Raw genomic sequence first — 20,439 nt, forward strand, 5'->3', positions numbered from 1 at the left:
CTGCATGAAGTACTCACGACTTGGTAGTAGCCCATTAGAAGTTTCGCGCATTTGTTTAGGAAGCATGACTTGGGGCGTACAAAACAACCAGCATGATGCCGACGAGCAAATCAATTATGCACTAAGCCGTGGTATTAACTTCATTGATACCGCTGAAATGTACGCGGTCCCTCCCTCACCTGAAACCTATGGTAAAACCGAAGCCATCATTGGCAATTGGCTAAAGCGCCACCAAGAAAAGCGCGAAAAGCTCGTGCTTGCAACCAAGATTGCGGGAAGCGGTTTGCCTTGGATCCGTGAAGGCGGCCCTATTACGGGACAATCAGTGATCCAAGCAGTGGATGATTCTTTAGCGCGCCTGAATACCGACTATATCGACCTCTACCAACTACATTGGCCAAACCGTACTTCACCGCACTTTGGTAAACAATGGCCAGGTATGGTGCCTTTGAGTGCGCTTGACCGAGACGAAGAACGCGCTGGCATGCTAGATATTTTAGAGGGCCTAGCGAGCTGTATTAAAGCAGGTAAAATTCGCCATTGGGGTCTTTCTGATGATACGCCTTGGGGTATTCACACTTACCTTAATTTGGCGATGCAGCACAACCTACCTAAGCCGGTTTCAATTCAAAATGAGTTTAGCTTGCTACATGCCAAAGATTGGCCTTACTTAATTGAGAGCTGTGTAAACGAAGATATTGCCTATTTACCTTGGTCGCCGCTGGCTGGTGGGATGCTGAGCGGTAAATATTTAGGGGGCGCAAGACCTGAAGGCAGCCGCTTTACCTTAGTGCAAAGACAAGGCCTATTTAGAGACACGCAACTAGCGCAAGAAGCCGTTGCAAAGTATCTAGAAATCGCCAAAGAATTTAATATGACTGCAGCGCAACTGGCGCTAGCTTGGTGCAATCAAGTCGATGGCGTGACTTCAACTATTATTGGCGCGACAACCATGGCACAGCTTAAAGAAAATATTCAAGCGTTTGAACAACCGCTATGTGCAGAATCTTTAGCAGAGGTTGATACGGTATTTAAAGCGTACCCAGCTCCGTTTTAATGTCTTCATTCGCGATACGCCGCTTTTATGCAGGCGTATCGCTTTGTAAACCCATTTTTGTTACCTAGATCGAAGTTAAAACCCCCATGCAAAGCTTAAACAACAATCCAGTCATTCCACTTCAAGGTAGCTGCTTTACCAGAAAAACTACTCGCGCCATTGTCCTTAGAGGCAACGACATCCTTATGCTTTACACCAAACGTTATGACGATTACACCTTGCCAGGTGGCGGCGTCGACGAGGGTGAAAGCTTAGAAGCAGCATTGGAGCGCGAGCTAAAAGAAGAAACGGGTGCAGTATCCATCACAGGTTTGACGCCGTTTGGCCGCTACGAAGAGTACCGCCCTTGGTATAAACCCGATCATGACAATGTGCATATTATTTCTTATTGCTACGTTTGTGAGATTTGTGGCGAATTTGATGCGCCAGCTATGGAGGATTATGAACACGCCAATGGTATGAAGCCGGTGTGGATCAATATAAACCAAGCCATCGCGCATAACAAAGCAAAACTCAATGATGCGAATAACAAAGGGATGTCCGTATTACGTGAACTCACTTTGCTAAAACACATTTCCGCGCAATTAGTCACAGATTAATTTGCCTATTGAGGGAACAATTAAGTCTTTATTAAGCTCTAACTCCGCATGACTCAAGGATTTAATAAGAATAATGCGGCTGCTCCAACACAACCTGATTAGTTTCACCATTATCGCCTCTATTGTGCTGCATCTACTGCTCGGCTGGTATCTGCAGCAAAGTATTTATATCCCCTCAAAGCCTGTAGAAATTAAGGCAATGAAAACCTATTTGGTTATTGAGCCTGCCAAGCCCAAGATGGAGCGTATTGAGACACCGACGATAACTGAAGATAAGCCAGTAGAGGAGTTAAAACCGACGCTGCCGGACGATACAGTTGAAGTACTAAAAACTGCGCAAGCAGAACAAAAAAAGCCTACGGTTGAAAGTACAACTAAGCACATAACCAAAGCAGCGGTCGTCACGCAACCTAAAAAATTAGACCATCGCAAAGCAATCTCTCAATTTCGTCAGCAACTTTTAGAGCGCGTTCCGAGTGACGTTGTACTCAGCCAAAGCCAAGAAAAGCCGCAGCGGATCACCGTGCCTAAAACGCATCAAACCACTGCTGCGAGCATGCAAAGAGAGCAACTCGAGTCTACGTCTCAATACACAGTCTACCGGGAAAATGGCCTGTGTTACGCTGAAGTTAGGCCCGACCCAAGCATTCCTACACCGGAAGGATTAAATAAGAATTGGCGTACTGCGCCTCGCCCTTGCGATGGCGGTGCCATTAAAAAAGCCTATGACGCCGCAATGAGTAAATGGCTAAACAAACGCTAATCTTGCTATCATAAAGCAAATCTATTGCGAAGAGTCCATTATGGAAAAAGTCACCATTTTAGTTGACGCCCAAAATGTTTATTACACCACCAAGCAAGCCTACCAAACAGGCTTCGACTATAATTCGTTTTGGCGCAAAGCGACGGCTAATCGCGAGGTATATCAAGCCATTGCCTATTCCAGCGAACGGGGTGACGACAAGCAAAGACAGTTCCAAAATATCTTGCGAGCGATTGGCTTTGAGGTGAAGTTAAAGCCTTATATTCAACGTGCCGATGGCTCCGCAAAATGTGATTGGGATGTTGGCATTACCATTGATGCCATGGAATGCGCGTCAGGATCCGATGTGATAATTCTAGTTACTGGCGATGGTGATTTTGATTTACTCGCGAATAAGCTCAGAGATAAATACCATACCCGAGTCGAAGTTTACGGCGTGCCGCAGCTTACCGCCGCTTCACTGATCCGTGCCGCCAGTGAGTTTATACCAATCGAAAACGAATTGTTGATTGGCAAGAAATAAAAAAGCAAAGCTCCTTGATAGCAGCGGCTTTGCTTGTTGACGAATTCGTCACTTTTGATTGCTTGGTTGTGCAATACACGCGTTTTAATCCGATAAGTAATATTCCACGCTCGTCACAACACGCACGATTTTTATCTGTGGCGTATTACTGTCTCTGTCGCGAATACTAAATTGTCCTTGCCTTGCCGATTTTATTTTGCCAAGCACAGAGTCGGAATCTTTAGCAAATTTGACCGCCACTTCTCGAGCTTTTTGTGTGGCTTCTTGCACCATTTCAGGTTTAATATCATTAAGACCAGTAAACAAATATTCAACCCGATTTTGATAGTCGTCTTTGGTGATAGCAATACCTTGTTTGGCCAGCTCACTTAACTGCCCTAGTGCTTGCGAGACTTTATCTGGATTATTGGAGTACACAGTCACACCGGCTTTTGCCACATAGCGAAACCCTTGATTGTTTTGACCGTACTCTTGGGCGTATTTATCCGTAATGGAAGGCGCTGATATCGAAAGCTCTGAAGCATCAAAGCCATGCAAGGTTAAGAACGCGCGGATCGCCGCATTTTTCTTTTCCGTGCGCTCCACCAAGGCTTCCAGATCGTTATCTGCATCACGATAAAATACGGGCCAAATCACCGTGTCTGCTGTTACTTCCTTTTCCGATAAGCCTTTTACACTTACCGTTCGCTCCATTCCTTTTACTTCTAGAATGGTCGATTTTACCATCCAACCGCTCACTACCACCGCTAGTGATAGCAAAGCTGCAGGAGCCAAATATTTACTCATAGTAGACATATCTCTGTCCTCAACGTTACGCCTCAGTCATAGTTTTCAAACAATTATTAAGGGGATAGATCAAAGTCTACCTTAATTGCACTCGAAAACCGCGAGCAAAATGGTAGAGTGGTGCTTATGAGCTGCGGCTGAACTAGGAAACAGTATGAGCGTAAAGCGTATTAGCCAATTTTTTAACCCCCAATCCATCGCGGTGATTGGCGCCTCTAACAATCCTGATCGCGCCGGCTTTATCGTAATGCGTAACTTGCTACAAGGCGGCTTTAAAGGGCCCATTATGCCCGTCAGTCCAAAGCATACCGCCGTGCATGGGGTGCTCGCCTACAGCGCCATCAAGCAGCTCCCCAAAGTCCCTGATCTCGCTGTTATTTGTACCAACAAACAAACCTTAGTGCAAATCATCAATGAACTTGGTGATATTGGCTGTCAACATGCAATCATCATCGCGGCGGGGCTTGATAATCAGCACAAACAACAATTAAAAGAAGCTGCCAAAATAGCGAAAGTCACTTTACTTGGTCCTAATTGTCTCGGTTTACTCATTCCTCACTTGGGTATTAATGCCAGCTTTTCTCATACCGTTGCAGCGCCCGGTAAGCTTGCTTTTATTTCACAATCGGCGGCGGTATGTTCAACCATACTGGACTGGGCACAACATAAAAAAATCGGCTTTTCTTACTTTGTTTCCGTTGGGGACTGCCTTGATATCGATTTCGACGAACTACTTGATTTCCTTGGACGGGATCCAAAAACCCAAGCTATTTTGCTTTACATTGATAATATCGACGATGTTAGGCGCTTTATTTCTGCAGCTCGAGCCGCTGCATTTAGTAAGCCTGTCATCGCCATAAAAACCGGAAAAACCAAGGCTGGCGCAATCGCTGCGCTGAATCACACCGGCGGCAAAACCTCCGATGACGCGGTTTATGATGCTATGTTCCAGCGTGCTGGTATGCTGAGGGTAAACGATCTTAGGGAACTATTTGCTGCCACTCAAACCCTTGCTTTACACCCCAAATTGCTGCAAGTAGAACAGCTGACCATTTTAACCAATGGCGGCGGCCCAGGCATTATGGCCGTCGATACCTTACTACAGAACTCAGGCAAACTGGCGGTGCTAAGCGAGCAGACCAAGCAAGCGCTCAGCGCCCTGATCCCACAAACGGATCATGCTTGTAACCCTATAGATATTTTTGGTGATTCCTCGCCAAAACGTTACCAACAAGCACTAGAGATTTTATTAAAGGCTGACGAAGTCAAAAACTTATTGATAATTCATACTCCTTCAGCGCTTGCGCCAAGTACCGCTTATGCCGAGATCATTGCACAAACCCTAGCCAAAATTCCAAAAATGGCACGCCCTTATGTGATGACAAACTTTATGGGTGAAGAAGCGGCCTACGCCGCAAGGCTTGTATGCGCAAATGCTAAGATCCCAACTTATCGCACCCCAGAAGGTGCCGTTGGCGCCTTTATGCACTTGGTGAGCTACCGTCGAAACCAAAAACATCTCACGCAAACACCTGAGTCCTACAGTGATGAAGGCCAGCTGCAACACCTGCAAAGCAAACGTTTAATCAATGACTTTTTAAATTCAGGTGCCAATAAACTCGCGACCCATTTGGCTTCTCAGGTGCTGGCTAATTACGATATAGAATGTATAGAGACACAAATCGCACTCACCCCCTCAGAAGCGAAAGAGCAAGCTCAGCAGCTTGGCTTTCCCGTTGCACTCAAACTGATAAGCCATGATATTCCTTCTAAATCGGAAGTGGGTGGGGTTGTACTCAACCTCAACGATGCCGAAGAAGTAGAACAAACCGCATTTTCGATGTTACTACGGATCCGTGAGGCGGCACCCGAAGCTGAAATAGAAGGTTTCTCTTTGCAACGCATGGCAAAACGCGCTGGTGGACAAGAATTACGGATAGCGGTAAAAACCGAACCCGGTGTCGGCCCTGTTATTTTACTGGGTGAGGCGGGCACTGGGCTTAATTTCTCGCAAGCTGCGGTGGCATTGCCGCCACTGAATATGAACCTTGCAAAGTACCTAATTGCAGCCGCCCATGATAAAGGCTTTATCAAAGAGCGGGCACTACCTGAAAAGGTCGATAAATACCGTTTATGCGCCCTACTCACTCGAGTGTCTCAAATGGTAGTCGACCAACCCGATATCATTGATATGGAGCTCAATCCTATTTTGGCCTGCTCGGGTCAGTTCCAGGTGCTCGACGCCAGTATTACGCTAAGACGATACGAGCCGGTATCTGGCCGTAAGCGCTTGGCCATCCGACCTTACCCCAGAGAGCTGGTAAAAACCGTGACGTTAAAAGATGGCCGCCCCGCAACCTTGAGACCTATTCGTCCTGAGGATGAAAGAGCGCACCAAGAATTTGATCAGTCTTTAAGTAAAGAAGATAGATACCGCCGCTTCTTTGGTGAACTGCCGCAATTTAATCATGAACAGCTCGCCAAAATGACGCAAATTGACTACGACCGAGAAATGGCGTTTATCGTCACTGTGCCTAATAAATCTAGCTACCAAACGCTTGGAGTATCACGCGTATTGATGGACCCAGATAACCAAGTGGCTGAATTTGCCGTAGTGGTACGCTCAGATTGCCAAGGCCTTGGGCTTGGACGCATACTCATGGAAGCCGCTATAAAGCACTGTCGTAAACAGGGCGTGCAAAGCATAGAGGGGATCACCCTGCCAGAAAACAGCGGTATGATAGGACTTGCCAAAAAGCTTGGATTTACCGTATCTCGAGATTTTGAGGAAGGCACCATTCAGATGGTGTTACACTTAAACTAAACACAAAAAAGATAAGGGATGCTGGCAACTTGATGCAACTTCACATCAGAGAAAAAACGGCTGCGGTGCTCGAGGCTACAGGGCAGTATCGAAAACTTGGGCGGGCAGTTGATATCTTCCTCATCACCCTGATTTTAACCAATGTCGTCGCTATCGTGTTGGAATCTGAGCGCGACTTAGCAACAGTTTACCATCACTATTTTCTAACCCTAGAGTTAGTAAGTGTGACCATCTTCGCCATCGAATACTTACTGAGATTTTGGTGCTGTGTCGATAAACTTGATTACCGCCATTTGGATATACCTAATTGGAAAAAGCGCCTAAAGTATCTGATATCACCGCTGGCGGTGATTGATCTCATCGCTATTTTACCAACCATATTAATGGCCTTTATCACTTTTGATCTGCGCTTTTTACGTGTTATTCGATTACTCAGGATCTTTAAGCTGACGCGCTACTCTCGAGCCATGCAGTTGCTGCTCGCAGCATTTAAAGAAGAGTCGAGCTCATTACTTGCTGCCTTTTTCATTATGAGTGTGGTGCTTATCATGGCCTCTTGCGGGATTTATCTTATTGAACACGATGTGCAACCGGATAAGTTTGGCTCCATTCCCAAAGCCATGTGGTGGGCGATGGCCACTCTAACCACCGTGGGCTACGGCGATGTTGTACCAATCACCCCGCTCGGGCAATTTTTTGGTGGTCTTATCACTTTACTCAGTATGGGTATGGTCGCGATCCCCACAGGCCTCTTGGCTTCAAGCTTTGCGGACCAAATGCGCAAACGTCGAGATGCGTTCAATGAGGCTGTGCTGCATGCATTAGTCGATGGCGATGTCGACAAAAGTGAAAGAGCCCATTTAGAAGCGCTTCGTATTGAGCTTGGCTTAAGCCAATTGGAAGCGAACCAAGCAATTAAACTAATGAGCAGTCAACGCGTCCATCATATGTACTGTCGCCACTGCGGTAAAAAGCTGTAGCCAAAGAGGCTACAGCGATGTTTCAAAGAGTAATTGCGCTACCTGTTCACCACTAATCGCCGAGCTGAAGCGATAGCCTTGATAATAATCAACTTGCTCAGCTTTAATTCGCTGATACTGTAGGTCGTTTTCCACCCCTTCAGCGACACATTTTAATCCCAGTCCATGCGCTAAATTTACACATGAGCGAATGATTAAATAGCTTTCAGGATCCTCAGCAATTTGTTGTACAAAGCTTTTATCTATCTTGATGACATCAATAGGCAATTGTTGCAGATAGGTCAAAGAGGCGTACCCCGTCCCAAAGTCATCCATATAGATACGACAGCCTAGTGCTTTTATTTCTTTCATCACTTTCACCGCGCTATCAACGTTAGAAAGCAATGCGGTTTCCGTTATCTCAAAAGCCACTGAGTGACCAGACACTTTACTGCGACTTAGCGCCTGTTGAATATTATCGACCAAGCTCGAGGATTCAAAATCAATGGCGGATAGATTAATAGATATATACAAATCGCGCTCAATGGTTTGCCAGTGTCTCAATTCAACCAATGCCCGAGAAAGGGTTTGTAAGGTAAGCTCGGTAACTACGCCTGCATGTTCAGCTGCTAGCGCATACTCCTGAGCGCAAAACTCACTATTTTCAGGCCAACGTAATAGCGCTTCAAAGCCAAGCAAGGTATCGCTTTGTACATCGACAATTGGCTGATAATGATTACTAAATTCACCATTTTTGAGTGCTCGCATAAGCGCTTGTTCGACTTCACGAGAACGTCTAACCTTGCCATTCATCTCTTCGCGGAAAAACTGATAACTAGAAATTTGTTGTACATTGACATGCTCAAGGGCCGCCTTAGCCGCTTGATTGAGCTCAAAAGCGTCGGACGCATCATCCGGGTACATTGCAATTCCTATCGTTGGTTGCATCTGCACAGTATGTCCAGCAGCCTCCAAAGGTGTGCTAAATGAGTGAACTAAACACTCTACATATTGATGCACCTTTTCAGGGTTATCGAGATGCTCCATCAGCACATAAAACGACTTATCATGCCCCGTTGCTAAACTGTCTAATTCTCGGAAGCAACAGCGTAGCTTTGTTGCAAGAAGTGGAAGCAGCTCGGCCACAAAGTCTGCACCATAAATATCGTATAGATTCTGTAAGCGATTGAATTTGATTACCAATAATGCAAAATGTGTCTCTTGAGCCTGCGACTGCTTGATAGCATGCTGCACTCTATCCATCAATAACGCTTTATTCGGCAACTTCGTCTGTAAATCGTAGTTAGCGAGCTGATATAGCTCTTTTTCAGTACGCTTTTGTTGGCTAATATCGGTTAGCACCACGACATAACTGTATAGTTCGCCATCACCATTTGCCACGGCACTAATCTTAATCAATACGTCTCTTTCGTCACCATTAGGCAGACTAACGACTTCCTCTGAACTCAAGTGCTGATGTACTGCCAACGCCAACGTTTGGCGTAAATACATCATCCGCTTTTGTCTCGACATCCCAAGTTTTACCGCAGTACTTGATGACGGGATAGAGTCAAGGTTAAAGGCATTTTGCATCGCACGATTACAAGCCTGGATACGTAGTCTTTTGTCTAAGATCATAACCCAGTCACGGGTCTGCTCAAACGCAGCCCCAAATAATGCGGCACGCTCTTCAAATAAACGTTCACGCGTTAAGTTGGTATAGGTGCCAGCCACTTGTGTGGGATTACCTTCATCCCACTCGAGTACCTTGCCAAAATCCTTATACCAACGCCACTGGCCTTTGCTGTCTTTTAATCGATAAGTACAGTCGATAAACCCTTTGTTCGTTGTGACGAACTCAAGCCACTGTAAACGGAACATGGCTCTATCCGAGGGATGTATCTTTTGCAGGTAATCGTCCAAGCCGACACTCTCAAGCTCGTAGTCGAGCTCCGTAACTAATCGAGGCTGATAGATTAACGTACTACCCGCATGCCACTCCCATACGCCGGAGTTACTTCCCTCTAGCGCCATTTTCAACCTAGCTTCGCGGTCTTGTGTTTCCTTATGAGCGGCAAGAATAAGTTGCTCAACACGATACTTTCGATAGCTCCAAAGAGACAGTAGTAAGAGCGTGAGAAACACATATCCAGCAATCGCAACGGGTGAACGCCACGCGGGATAGTTTACATTAATGGTTAATTTTGCAGGCGGCGTATAATCGCCCGTTAATGGGTCTTTGGCCCACACTTTTAACGCATATTCACCGGGATTAAGTTTAGGAAATACCACACGATTTTGATTGCGGCTCAAGATCTTCTGACCACCAGATATTTGATACTCATAAATGATCCGATCCTGATAGCTAAATGCCATCGCAGAGAATGACACTTCGAGTCCAATATCGTCATGTTCAAGTTCAATGTGATCAAATTGCTTTAATCCAGCTTTTTGATTTGGCCGAGAAATTAAATCCACGCTGGTGATATTAACATGATCAAGTAATGGCTTTTTAGGCCGATTGTCATCAGGAGAAAACACCACAAACCCTTTTAACATACCATACGCAATGCGACCATCTTCCAACATCACGGAAGCACCACCATTAAATTCATTAGAAAGTATGCCATCCTCGGTGGTGAATTGTTGTAAGTGCAAATTATCCGGATCTAGACGCCAAATTCCCTTGTGAGATGACATCCAAATCATTCCTTCTTTGTCTTGGCGCATTTCATACATCAAAGTATCTATTTTATGGGCTTTTAAATCGATGTTATAAATCGGCTCATAACCGTCCAGCGTCAGACCAATCAAACCAAAGGATGATAACGACAACCACAAGATATTATTTTTATCTATGGTATAGGTGGTGATATCAACCGCTAAATGCTTATTTGCCTTTGGCGCTTTATAGATCTCAGTTAGCGTTTCCAACTGCGGATCATATTGCAGCAATACGCCAGCATAGTAGTAAAGGGGTTTAAGCGGTTCGTTTGGAAGTGGTGGGTAGAAGCCATAAGTAAGAAACGGATCGACATTTTCAAATGACTTCGTCAGGTGTGTCAGCTCTGCTGTATCAATATCATAAACGAACATCCCAATGTCACTATTTACGAAATAAAACTTACCATCAGCTAACAACTCCCCTCCTTTCACAAAGGAGGTCAGTATCTCTTTATCTTCTGGGTTATTAGCCTTGGGTCTTGTCACTTCATGAGTAATAGGGTCAAAGACAAACAATCCTTTCACAGTTGTTAGCCAAAGCTTATTGTTATACTCCGCAATCTTCCAGATAATAAACTCTGAGAGAATTTCGTCACCCAAGTAACCCTTTAGAAACTGTTTAGTCTCTCTGGTTTTTGAGTTGTATCGTGTTAGGCCGTCATTTGTTGCCAGCCACAAGAACTGATTAGATTCATGCATTGCCCAGACATTACTGTGAGAAAAACCTTCACCTTCAACGGTAAGATCGCTAACGTTGTCAAACGCCAGCGTGCTGTCTGGTAAGTAAAATGCACCATCTTCTTTAGTCGCAACCCAAAGCCCACCATAGTTGTCTTTAACAATATCGATAACACTGGTATTTGATGGCAAAAATACGCTTGTAGACAAACGCTTATCACGAACCGCATTGCCATCTTGAATCGTGTAATAAACAAGACCTTTGTCGGTACCAAGTAGCAAGGTGTGTTCATCATGTCTGAGCATTTTCCATATGTTTAGCTCAGGAAGCAGCGTTTTAAACGGTACCTCTGCGTCAAAATCTTTTAGTAATTGAGAAATATCTAGCTCGTACATCCCCTGAACCGCTCCCACGAGCAAGGTATCTTGGTCTAAAATAAATAGTGATTTAGTATTTGTTTGATAGGGATGTGCAATGGGAGCAAGGTGGTCAAGGGGTCTTAGTTTTTTCGTTGTTAAATGATATGCAAACAAGCGCTCTGAAGTGGCGATAAACAAGATGTCTTGATGTTGATAAACGGCACGTATAAAACCGCTTTCTTCATCTAGCGGTAAAGTCACTTCACTCTCAAGTTTGCCTGTATGGATATTGAGGATAGCAACATCATTGGTGCGTACAACCCACATATGGTCATCATCTTTGGTTAAAACGATATTAACCAAATTGGAATAAAACTCGTCCTCTGTGGAGGGGGGTTCTATGTACTTTCTATACTCGTCTTTCATCGGGTCGTATCGCAATAAACCCGCGATCCCCGTGGTGATCCAAATGCCACCAAGGTTGTCCTGGTAAATATAATTCACTTGCACTTTATCAAGCACGCCATCTGGTCCATTCACGTCCAGCACTTGATAACCGTCGTAACGGTTAAGTCCTCCTTCGGTAGAAAGCCACAAATAGCCCTGCTCATCTATGAGCAACGTATTTACGTAACTTTGTGATAATCCTTCCGCGGGTGAAAGTCGAGAAATTTGTGCAGCATTTACCAATGCAGTAAATAGGCAAATACAAAATATAAAACACAGGCGAAACATAAAAAGCCGAGGTTGTTAACTAGACGTAATACATTGCCACGAGTTGACGATTTTGTCCAAGATAACTAGATAAGCGAGAAGCAAGTTCGGGTGGTAGCTCTCGTGAATTGCTTTGAAACCCTAGTGCACTGTAAAAGTCATGAAGATGACAGTAAGCAAAAGTATAAATTATCTGCTGTGGCTGCTGACTACGAAACTGTGCAATAACGGTTTCAATTAGTTTCTTCGCAATGCCTTGTTTTCTATGTTGTGAAGCAATATAAACGCCCACCAGCAACCAATATCCGTCTACCGGCTGCAAACGACAAGCTGCGATAATTTCATTGCTATTTTTTGCAACCCAAACTTTGTCGTGTTTTGCAGCTCGTCCCCGCACCTTATGTGCAGCATAAAACTTATTAACAAGCGGCGTCATTACGGCGGGGAGCAATTCAATTGTCAGCATCAAGCAAGCATTAGACTCAGGTAATACTCAAACTTTTGCTTTAGCGTATCCTGTTCAGACAACGGCCTTTGATTGATGGTGTCATAAATCGCTTCTCTACTTTTTTTGCCTCGTTTTATTTGGTAGGCCCAAAACGACGCCTCATACTCTAGTTGAATTTGGTATTTTTCTTGTCTAGGTAGCAAACACAGGTTATAGCTCATTACGCATCATTCAATTTTAAGCAAAGGAAAGCTCAAGTGTATCACAAGGCAGTCTGTCTATTGCAGCAAAATCTAGTTTTGATTAAAGCGCGATAGCGTGCCCTTTATTGTAAAAATTATGTATACTTAAATGCATAAAAATCGCTGAGTGACCCACCGAAGGAGTTGGATTGAAAGCCGTATTACTGTGTTTACTAATGATTATTTCAACTGTTGCACACGCCGCGAATGAACTGCCAAAAGTTATGCGCTTCAATAAACCGCCGCAAACTCCACAAGCGCTCTATGTGATAGAGCTGATGGAAATGGTTTATCAATCTCTCGGAATAGAGTTACGCCTTGAGGAGTTTAATCATAAAGGCTCTTTAATTGCAGCCAACGCAGGAAACTTAGACGGACAGCTAGCTCGAGTTGCCAGTGTGGAGAATGAGTATCCAAACCTGCGCCGTATTGACTATCCTTTATTTCAGTTTAATTTACAGTTATTCACCCTATGTGCTCACTGCAAGCTTAACGAAATCAAATCTTTAACGGTCCGCAGCGGCTACCCTGTCGCAACTACTTATTTGGCTGAACACCATACCACAGCCTATGTTATTGGCGTTAAAAGCGCGGTGGCGCAGCTTAACTTAGTCATGCAGAAACAGGTTGAAGGTGCATTAATACTCGACTTTCACTTAAAGCCACATCTAAAGAACATAAATGAAGAAACATTACAGATAAAAAATTTAGCCGTCGTTGAAAGTTTCCACTTTGTACATAAGCGTAACGAACAACTAGTTCCACTTATCAAAGCAAAGTTAGAGGAGTTTGAGCGACAAGGAATAATAAAAATGCTTAAAGCTAAATATCAAATTTAAAGTTTTCCCCTTTTTGATCATCATCCATATGCTCTGATTTTGACTTTCGTTGCAGATACCTTTTATAACGTTGCTGACACAACGAGATAACTTTACGCTTTTGCTCGTTATTCAAATTATTCCACTCAAAGCGCTCCTCGCGACTGCGATAGCAACCTTTACAATAACCGCGATTATTTACCTGACAGATCCCCTTACACGGACTTGGGATCTCGAATATCTCAATTTGTTCCATGTATGCGCTACACCATTAACCCTAACCTAAGCATACTGGCTAGGGTAAACTCTGCCAAGGTGTAATTCTGATAAGCTTGCTTGCATTCAACAACACTCAAATAATGTTCATGATCAAAATCAATCAAGGTTTGAAGGCGATTTTTGCAGCTTAATTAAGAATAAAGTTTGCGTGGGAATAGGCGAAATTGAAGCGGGAATTGACTTGTCTTGAAAAAGAGCGATAACCGCTCTTTTTATATCTCAAATTACAAAGGCTAGTCACTCGCTAGCCTAGCCTTTTTAAGATGAAGTGTAGGCAAACTAATTTAGTTTACCGTTACTTTCGCAAACTTACGCTTACCTACTTGGTAGATTTCACAAGAACCTTTAGTAACTTCTAATTTAGTATCTGTTACTTTGTCTTCGCCGTTAAGTTTTACTGCGCCTTGCTTGATCATGCGCATCGCCTCTGAAGTACTTGCCACTAAACCTGCTTCTTTTAGCAAGTTAGTGATAAACGTGCTTTCACCTTCGATAGTTACCGTGACTTCAGGGATCTCATCAGGTAAGGCATTTTTTTGGAAACGCTTGATAAAGTCTTGATGTGCCGCTTCAGCGTCAGCTTCACTGTGGAATCGAGCAATCATTTCTTTTGCAAATTCAATCTTAATGTCACGAGGGTTACGGCCGCCCGCAACTTCTTCTTTAAGTGCAGCGATATCATCCAGTGTTTTTGCACTTAGTAATTCGTAGTAACGCCACATTAAATCATCAGAAATCGACATCACTTTACCGAACATATCGTTTGGCGCGTCAGTAATACCGATGTAGTTACCTAATGACTTAGACATTTTCTGTACACCGTCGGTGCCTTCAAGTAACGGCATCATCAGTACTGTTTGCGGCTTTTGCCCTTCGTCTTTTTGTAGCTCACGACCCATTAATAGGTTGAAGCGCTGATCGGTACCACCGAGCTCAACATCCGCCTCTAATGCAACCGAGTCCCAACCTTGAACCAGTGGATATAAGAATTCGTGGATTGCGATTGCTTGGCCATTTGCATAACGCTTTTTAAAGTCGTCGCGCTCAAGCATACGTGCCACAGTTTGACGTGCAGCAAGCTTGATCATACCGGCAGTGCCTAGCTTTTCCATCCACTCAGAATTGAATGCAACTGTGGTTTTAGCAGGATCAAGGATTTTGAAAACCTGTTCTTTGTATGTTTCTGCATTTGCCAGTACATCTTCACGAGTGAGTGGCTTACGAGTTACATTCTTGCCCGTTGGGTCGCCAATCATACCGGTGAAATCACCAATCAAGAAAATCACCTCGTGGCCTAAGTCTTGAAAGGTTTTCATTTTATTGATTAGCACTGTGTGTCCTAAATGCAAATCAGGCGCTGTTGGATCGAAACCCGCTTTAATACGTAGTTTTTTACCTGACTTCAGCTTTTCTTTTAATTCATCTTGCAACAGAATTTCTTCTGCACCACGGCTAATCTCTGCAAATGCAGTTTCTAAATCCACAATTCTCACTCCAACAGCTATAACTTGTAATCGCTCGATTCTAGCCTATATTTATCCGAGTTTAAATGCACAAAACGCTGGTATTACGGGTTTATTACGTATATCCTGCAATATTATCTACAATAATTCTTGACAGCAGAAAAGGCGCATTATGGTTCATGTGGTTCATAAGCTCCCCAAAAAGCACAAAGTGCTCATCATCGGCTTCCTATCTGCGATGGTCGGAATTGCCCTGATCCCCTCTGAAAAAGCAACGGCTTCAAAAGACAATGACGGAAAAGCTTTAGAAGTTGGGAAACGTTATGAGTTGCCAGTAAAAATATCAGAAAAAACAGAGCAACTTACTGAATTAGATGCAGCGCCAGCCATCACGCCTGAGTCTGCCCCTAAACAACCTGTATTTGAATTTAAAGACCACAAAGTTAAGTCTGGTGACAGTCTAGCCGTGATTTTTAAACGCGCAGGTTATTCTGCCAAAACGTTACACAATCTGGTCAATACCAACGCAGAAACCCGTAAGCTGACTAAAATCCACCCGGGAGAAGTGCTTAGCTTTGCTAGCAATGATGAGGGTGAATTAGCTCAATTAAAATACATCTTGTCAAAAACGGACACCTTATTGGTCACTCTAAACGACGAGGGTAGCTACGAAACTAAAATCGAAAGCAAAGAAATCGAAACTCGCGAAAAATCAGCAGGTGGCGAGATCAGCTCCAGCTTCTGGAGCGCAGGTATTTCAGCCGGTCTTAGCGAACGTCAAATAATGAACTTCGCCGATATTTTTGGTTGGGATGTCGACTTTGCAAACGATATTCGCAAGGGTGACTCTTTCGCATTAGTGTTTGAAAAGCACTACGTAGACGGTGAAGAAATCGGCAATGGCAAAATTATTGCAGCCGAATTTATCAATCAGGGCGAGCGCTACAGTGCGGTTCGTCATACTGATGATGAGTTCTATACCCCTGAAGGCCGCAGCATGAAAAAAGCCTTCTTAAGAGCACCGGTTAACTTCAAATATATCAGCTCCAGCTTTAATCCGCGTCGCCTTCACCCCGTGACTGGTCGGGTGTCGTCTCACAATGGTATAGACTATGCGGCACGCGTAGGCACACCGGTGGTTTCCTCAGGTAACGGTAAAGTACTTAAGTCTGGCTACAATAGGCTCAATGGTAACTATGTATTTATTCAGCACGGTAGCAAATATGTGACCAAGTACTTACACCTGAATAAACGTGCCGTGAAAACAGGTCAAAAAGTGAAGCAAGGACAAAAAATTGGTACCGTCGGTGCAACCGGCCGTGTGACGGGTCCTCATCTTCATTATGAGTTTTTAGTAAACGGTGTACACCGTAACCCTAAAACGGTAAAACTGCCGAAGTCTGAACCATTACCTCAGTCTGAGCTAGCTAAGTTCAAACCCATTGCGGATGCAATGCTGGTAAAACTAGAGCGCAATAGAGAGTTAATGCTTGCAGCAGCAAACAAAGACTAAAAACTAAAAAAGGTAGCCGCGGCTACCTTTTTACTATGCTAGCTAAAGTTTATTTTTGATTAAATAAAGCAAGTGCACTATTGGTCATTGCTCTTACTCCTGTCGCGATGGCGATAGGATAATCCGGCGCAAATTTACTAGAGTGTAATGAAGGTAAAGGCTCACCGCTTTTTTGTGCCGCATCGAATACTGCTTGATTAACACCACCTAGCCAAAAAATGGTAATTGGCACATTGTCATCAGTACGACCATATAAGCCGAAATCTTCACCAGCCATCACCGGCTGAGATTGTTCAACATTTTCTGCACCAATTTCCTGCTTAATGGCGCTAGTTACAAACTCAGCCAACTCGGGGTTATTATACGTAGATGGAATGCTTTCGCTTTCATGAACGATAACCTCAGGCACAAGACTGTCCTCCAATCCTGCACTTTGTGCTATGCCTGCAGTCAGGCGTTTGATTGCCGTAATTTGTTGCTCACGTACATCCGGATTATAAGAACGTAGCGTCAATTGTAGCTTCACTTCGTTTGAAATGATGTTGTGCTTAGAACCACCGTGAATAGAGCCTACTGTGATCACCGACGGTTCTAACGGAGAGATCTCTCGTGATGTAATGGTCTGTAGTCCCATAACAATTCGCGATGCCAGTACCACAGGGTCGATGGTAGTATGTGGATAGGCCCCATGGCCCCCTTTCCCCTTAACTATGATGTCAACTGAATCAACATTAGCCAGAGCATAACCCGGTGCGATCGCCACTTTACCGGCAGGAACCGCAGCACTTACATGTAAACCAATAACATGATCGGGTTTAGCAAACTGAGTATACAACCCTTCCTTTAACATGGCTTTTGCGCCGCCCCCCACTTCTTCAGCGGGTTGAGCTACTAACATCAATGTACCTTGCCATTTTTCCTTGTTAGCCATTAGCTGTTTTGCTGTGCCGATTAAACTGGTCATATGGATGTCGTGACCACAACCGTGCATCACACCAACCAAATTCCCCGCATCATCTTTCACCTTTACTTTTGACGCGTATGGCTTCCCTGTTTCTTCAATAATTGGCAAACCATCGGTATCGGCTCGGATCATCACCGTTGGACCATCACCGTTTTTCAGCATGCCGACAACACCAAAACCACCCACATTTTCAGTCACGTCATAACCTAGTCTGCGCATTTCATCCGCCAAACGCCCTGCTGTTTTTTCTTCTTTATAAGAGAGCTCAGGGTTTTGATGTAAATGTAGGTATAAAGATTCAAGTTCAGGCATAGACTCTGCAACTTGTTGTTTCAAATTGGCATTCGCATGCCAAGACAAAGTGGCAATGAGGCCTAATGCCAAGGGAGATAAGCGCATAAGATAGACTCCTTTTTGTTTTTTTCAGGATGCGGGTTTATTGGGGGAAAATCAATCATATTTATATTTTAATCCTTTCTATTTTACCAAGCTTTGCTACGCTTAAAGACACAACTAAAGGAATCCTCATGCCAGAGATTAATATTAATATCAGTGATTTAGAGCCAGGTATGTTTGTTGTCGGTGTGACAAAGCAGACAGGCTCAGTTGCGATTAAAACCAAGGGCTGGGTGAGAACGAAAACAAGCATTACAAAGCTACAAAAGAGTGGTGTTTTAGAGGTAACGGTCGATCCCAGTAAGCGCCTTTCAGAACACGACCCTCACGATGAACCTCCTCATGATGAAAATATAGAAGAGCCGCATAAACCAGAGCATGATCCTTGGCAAACTAAGTGTAGTGTTGACGCAGAAATGCAACACGCAGTGACACTTTACGACGAAGCAAAAGCAATTCAAAGCAAAGCGTTTGCGGATATTAAAGCGGGTAAAGCGATAGAAATAGAGGCGTTTAAAGCAACAGCGAGTGGCTTTATTGACTCCGTTTTTCGTAATCAAGATGCGCTTTCCTGCATTGCTCGGATCAGAGAAAAAGACGCCTATTTATTGGAGCACTCTATTAATGTTTCTATCTTAATGGCTATTTTCTGTAAGCACCTTGGCTATTCGAGAGAGTTAACCGAGGAAATGACTACAGGAGCACTACTCCATGACATTGGTAAGATAGAAATTCCCGACGATATTTTACATAAGCCTGGAAAGTTGAGCTTAGATGAATACGGCATTATGAAATCACACGCAAAATATAGCTTTGATATTTTGCTCAATGCGGGTCTTGGACGAGTTGCTTGCGAAATTGCGGGTTATCACCACGAGCGCCTAGATGGCACAGGGTACCCTTATGGCAAAACCGCGGACGAACTACCACAGCATGTGAGAATGGCCGCTATTGTAGATGTGTATGACGCATTGACCGCCGAGCGCGTCTACAAAGAAGGTATGACACCAATTAAAGCCTTTAAGTTAATGCGTGAAGGCTGCCCTCACCATTTTGACGAACAACTACTAAGCCGGTTTATTGCTTGCATTGGCGTATACCCCGTGGGCACCTTAGTAAAGCTCACTAGTGGTAAGGTCGGTGTTATTGCCCAAAGCAATCCCAAAACGCCGCTAAAACCCGTAGTAAAAGTGTTTTATCACTCTAAGCACATGCATTACATTGAAGTTCAGGATATAGATTTAAGCGCGAAAAAAGCAAACGATGAGCTAGAGTCAGCGATCAAGCCTGAAGAATTCAAGCTTGATCTTATTCGGTTTTTTAAACACTCAATGCTGCCTTGATATTAAGGCAGCCAGTCCTCCATTGCCTCGAGGCTGAATTCAATACCGTCGAAATCAAAACGTGTTTGCTCTGGTGTAATTTCTACAACGGTCAAAGCACCTAGACTATCACCCTCATATAAAGGTCTATTGTTTATTTTTATCCACCGCTCATGCGAGTCGGTAGCATAAATATGCGCTTGATAACGTAAGCTTGGAATACTATTTTGCAATTGAGCAGGCAGCAGCGCGATGGGCGTAGCTGAAGCAGAGTCCTTAGTCGTAGAAAGCACCTCCGGCTCTTCATGCGGTGCCGTTTCTTTTACCGCCTCGGCAAAGGCTTTTTTAAGTTCTTCTGATACCCCGGCAAGTTCATCATTTTGTGGTTTTGGCTTAGCGCCAAATACGCGATAACCCGCATATTCACCAGCCATTTGGATCTCTCCAGGAGATGAATCTTGAGTAACCTGATTAGGTTGAATGGCATCAGATGTAGGGGCAGGAACAACAGGTACAGCTTTAACAGAATCTACCGGGACCAATTGTTGTTGATATAAAGGCTTGCCTTGGTTATCAACGCCAATTTGCACAGATACCCACTGGAAGTGCTGCTCAGGCTCAGCAGTTTGCGTCGCTAGATTAGGATTAACAGTGTTGTTTGTCGCTGAAGTAGTCGCTGGTGTACTCACTTCTTGACTAGCAACATTGGCTTTTTGCGCCTGCTGATTATTCTCCAGCGCAAGATCTGTAGAAAGCTCAGCTTGCTCTTCTTTTTTCGGCTCCACTTTAGACGTTACTGCTGGTTGCACTTCTGCTGGGGTCGTTATCTTACCAATATAATACCCCGCCCCAAGTGAAGACAAAGACAAGAGACCCGCACCGGCATAGGTAACAAGCTTTTTATAAAAAATGAGCTGGGCGTCTTGGCGTTGACTCAAATAATCCTGTTCGGCATCTGCGCCTTGTTGCGACTGTTTCATTGCACTTGTTAAATACGACATGTTTCC

Annotated in this window: 17 protein-coding genes; 9 read left to right on the forward strand and 8 right to left on the reverse strand. The window is 44.2% G+C overall.

Annotated elements, in window-relative coordinates; all coding sequences use genetic code 11:
* The first annotated feature begins 4 nt into the window (after positions 1 to 4).
* The 4 genes from NH462_RS09910 to NH462_RS09925 all read left to right on the forward strand — a co-directional run bounded on the left by NH462_RS09910 (position 5) and on the right by NH462_RS09925 (position 2,942).
* Positions 5 to 1,057 (forward strand): aldo/keto reductase, encoded by a 1,053-nt coding sequence (locus NH462_RS09910; RefSeq protein WP_253105586.1) that lies wholly within the window; start codon positions 5 to 7, stop codon positions 1,055 to 1,057.
* Between the two features lie 86 nt (positions 1,058 to 1,143).
* On the forward strand, positions 1,144 to 1,656 hold the full coding sequence (locus tag NH462_RS09915) for an NUDIX domain-containing protein (RefSeq protein ID WP_253105587.1): 513 nt from the start codon (positions 1,144 to 1,146) through the stop codon (positions 1,654 to 1,656).
* 73 nt (positions 1,657 to 1,729) lie between these two features.
* Entirely contained in the window at positions 1,730 to 2,419 is a 690-nt protein-coding gene (locus NH462_RS09920; RefSeq protein ID WP_010374681.1) for a hypothetical protein, read from the forward strand.
* A gap of 40 nt (positions 2,420 to 2,459) precedes the next feature.
* Positions 2,460 to 2,942 (forward strand): NYN domain-containing protein, encoded by a 483-nt coding sequence (locus NH462_RS09925; RefSeq protein WP_253105588.1) that lies wholly within the window; start codon positions 2,460 to 2,462, stop codon positions 2,940 to 2,942.
* An 84-nt stretch (positions 2,943 to 3,026) separates the two neighbouring features.
* On the opposite strand, the gene NH462_RS09930 is transcribed toward NH462_RS09925, so the two are convergent.
* Positions 3,027 to 3,737, reverse strand: coding sequence for an SIMPL domain-containing protein (locus NH462_RS09930; RefSeq protein ID WP_010374677.1), 711 nt, complete (start codon positions 3,735 to 3,737; stop codon positions 3,027 to 3,029).
* Between the two features lie 145 nt (positions 3,738 to 3,882).
* Between NH462_RS09930 and NH462_RS09935 the strand changes: the two genes are divergently transcribed.
* Both NH462_RS09935 and NH462_RS09940 read left to right on the forward strand, forming a co-directional pair.
* The gene (locus tag NH462_RS09935; RefSeq protein ID WP_253105589.1) at positions 3,883 to 6,552 is read left to right on the forward strand and encodes a bifunctional acetate--CoA ligase family protein/GNAT family N-acetyltransferase; all 2,670 of its coding nucleotides are present in this window, start codon (positions 3,883 to 3,885) and stop codon (positions 6,550 to 6,552) included.
* Positions 6,553 to 6,584: 32 nt separating this feature from the next.
* Entirely contained in the window at positions 6,585 to 7,532 is a 948-nt protein-coding gene (locus tag NH462_RS09940; protein ID WP_010374674.1) for an ion transporter, read from the forward strand.
* Positions 7,533 to 7,541: 9 nt separating this feature from the next.
* Here the strand turns inward: NH462_RS09940 and NH462_RS09945 are convergent, their stop codons facing one another.
* From NH462_RS09945 to NH462_RS09955, 3 genes are read right to left on the reverse strand one after another with little or no spacing between them, the layout of a single operon-like run.
* On the reverse strand, positions 7,542 to 12,008 hold the full coding sequence (locus NH462_RS09945; RefSeq protein ID WP_253105590.1) for an EAL domain-containing protein: 4,467 nt from the start codon (positions 12,006 to 12,008) through the stop codon (positions 7,542 to 7,544).
* Between the two features lie 19 nt (positions 12,009 to 12,027).
* The gene (locus NH462_RS09950; RefSeq protein WP_253105591.1) at positions 12,028 to 12,453 is read right to left on the reverse strand and encodes a GNAT family N-acetyltransferase; all 426 of its coding nucleotides are present in this window, start codon (positions 12,451 to 12,453) and stop codon (positions 12,028 to 12,030) included.
* On the reverse strand, positions 12,453 to 12,656 hold the full coding sequence (locus NH462_RS09955) for a DUF3283 family protein (protein WP_010374667.1): 204 nt from the start codon (positions 12,654 to 12,656) through the stop codon (positions 12,453 to 12,455). The genes NH462_RS09950 and NH462_RS09955 overlap by 1 nt, the downstream gene beginning before the upstream one ends.
* A gap of 170 nt (positions 12,657 to 12,826) precedes the next feature.
* Between NH462_RS09955 and NH462_RS09960 the strand changes: the two genes are divergently transcribed.
* Positions 12,827 to 13,516 carry a hypothetical protein gene (locus NH462_RS09960; RefSeq protein ID WP_253105592.1) on the forward strand — a complete coding sequence of 230 codons (690 nt, stop codon included), beginning with the start codon at positions 12,827 to 12,829 and terminating at the stop codon, positions 13,514 to 13,516.
* Here the strand turns inward: NH462_RS09960 and NH462_RS09965 are convergent.
* Positions 13,500 to 13,751 (reverse strand): DUF1289 domain-containing protein, encoded by a 252-nt coding sequence (locus NH462_RS09965; protein ID WP_017216497.1) that lies wholly within the window; start codon positions 13,749 to 13,751, stop codon positions 13,500 to 13,502. The two genes, NH462_RS09960 and NH462_RS09965, sit on opposite strands and share 17 nt — an antisense overlap.
* 307 nt (positions 13,752 to 14,058) lie before the next feature.
* Entirely contained in the window at positions 14,059 to 15,258 is a 1,200-nt protein-coding gene (gene tyrS, locus NH462_RS09970; protein WP_017216498.1) for a tyrosine--tRNA ligase, read from the reverse strand.
* Positions 15,259 to 15,409: 151 nt separating this feature from the next.
* Here tyrS and NH462_RS09975 point away from each other — a divergent pair, with 151 nt between their 5' ends.
* Positions 15,410 to 16,750 (forward strand): peptidoglycan DD-metalloendopeptidase family protein, encoded by a 1,341-nt coding sequence (locus NH462_RS09975; RefSeq protein ID WP_253105593.1) that lies wholly within the window; start codon positions 15,410 to 15,412, stop codon positions 16,748 to 16,750.
* Positions 16,751 to 16,799: 49 nt separating this feature from the next.
* On the opposite strand, the gene NH462_RS09980 is transcribed toward NH462_RS09975, so the two are convergent.
* Positions 16,800 to 18,113 carry an amidohydrolase gene (locus tag NH462_RS09980; RefSeq protein ID WP_253105594.1) on the reverse strand — a complete coding sequence of 438 codons (1,314 nt, stop codon included), beginning with the start codon at positions 18,111 to 18,113 and terminating at the stop codon, positions 16,800 to 16,802.
* A 128-nt stretch (positions 18,114 to 18,241) separates the two neighbouring features.
* Here NH462_RS09980 and NH462_RS09985 point away from each other — a divergent pair, with 128 nt between their 5' ends.
* Positions 18,242 to 19,453: an HD-GYP domain-containing protein gene (locus NH462_RS09985; RefSeq protein WP_253105595.1), complete on the forward strand. Its 1,212-nt coding sequence runs from the start codon at positions 18,242 to 18,244 to the stop codon at positions 19,451 to 19,453.
* Between the two features lie 2 nt (positions 19,454 to 19,455).
* On the opposite strand, the gene NH462_RS09990 is transcribed toward NH462_RS09985, so the two are convergent.
* Positions 19,456 to 20,433, reverse strand: a complete 978-nt coding sequence (locus NH462_RS09990; protein ID WP_253105596.1) for a general secretion pathway protein GspB — start codon at positions 20,431 to 20,433, stop codon at positions 19,456 to 19,458.
* Positions 20,434 to 20,439: the final 6 nt, after the last annotated feature.

Source organism: Pseudoalteromonas sp. OANN1, assembly GCF_024124685.1.
GTDB classification, from domain to species: domain Bacteria; phylum Pseudomonadota; class Gammaproteobacteria; order Enterobacterales; family Alteromonadaceae; genus Pseudoalteromonas; species Pseudoalteromonas piscicida.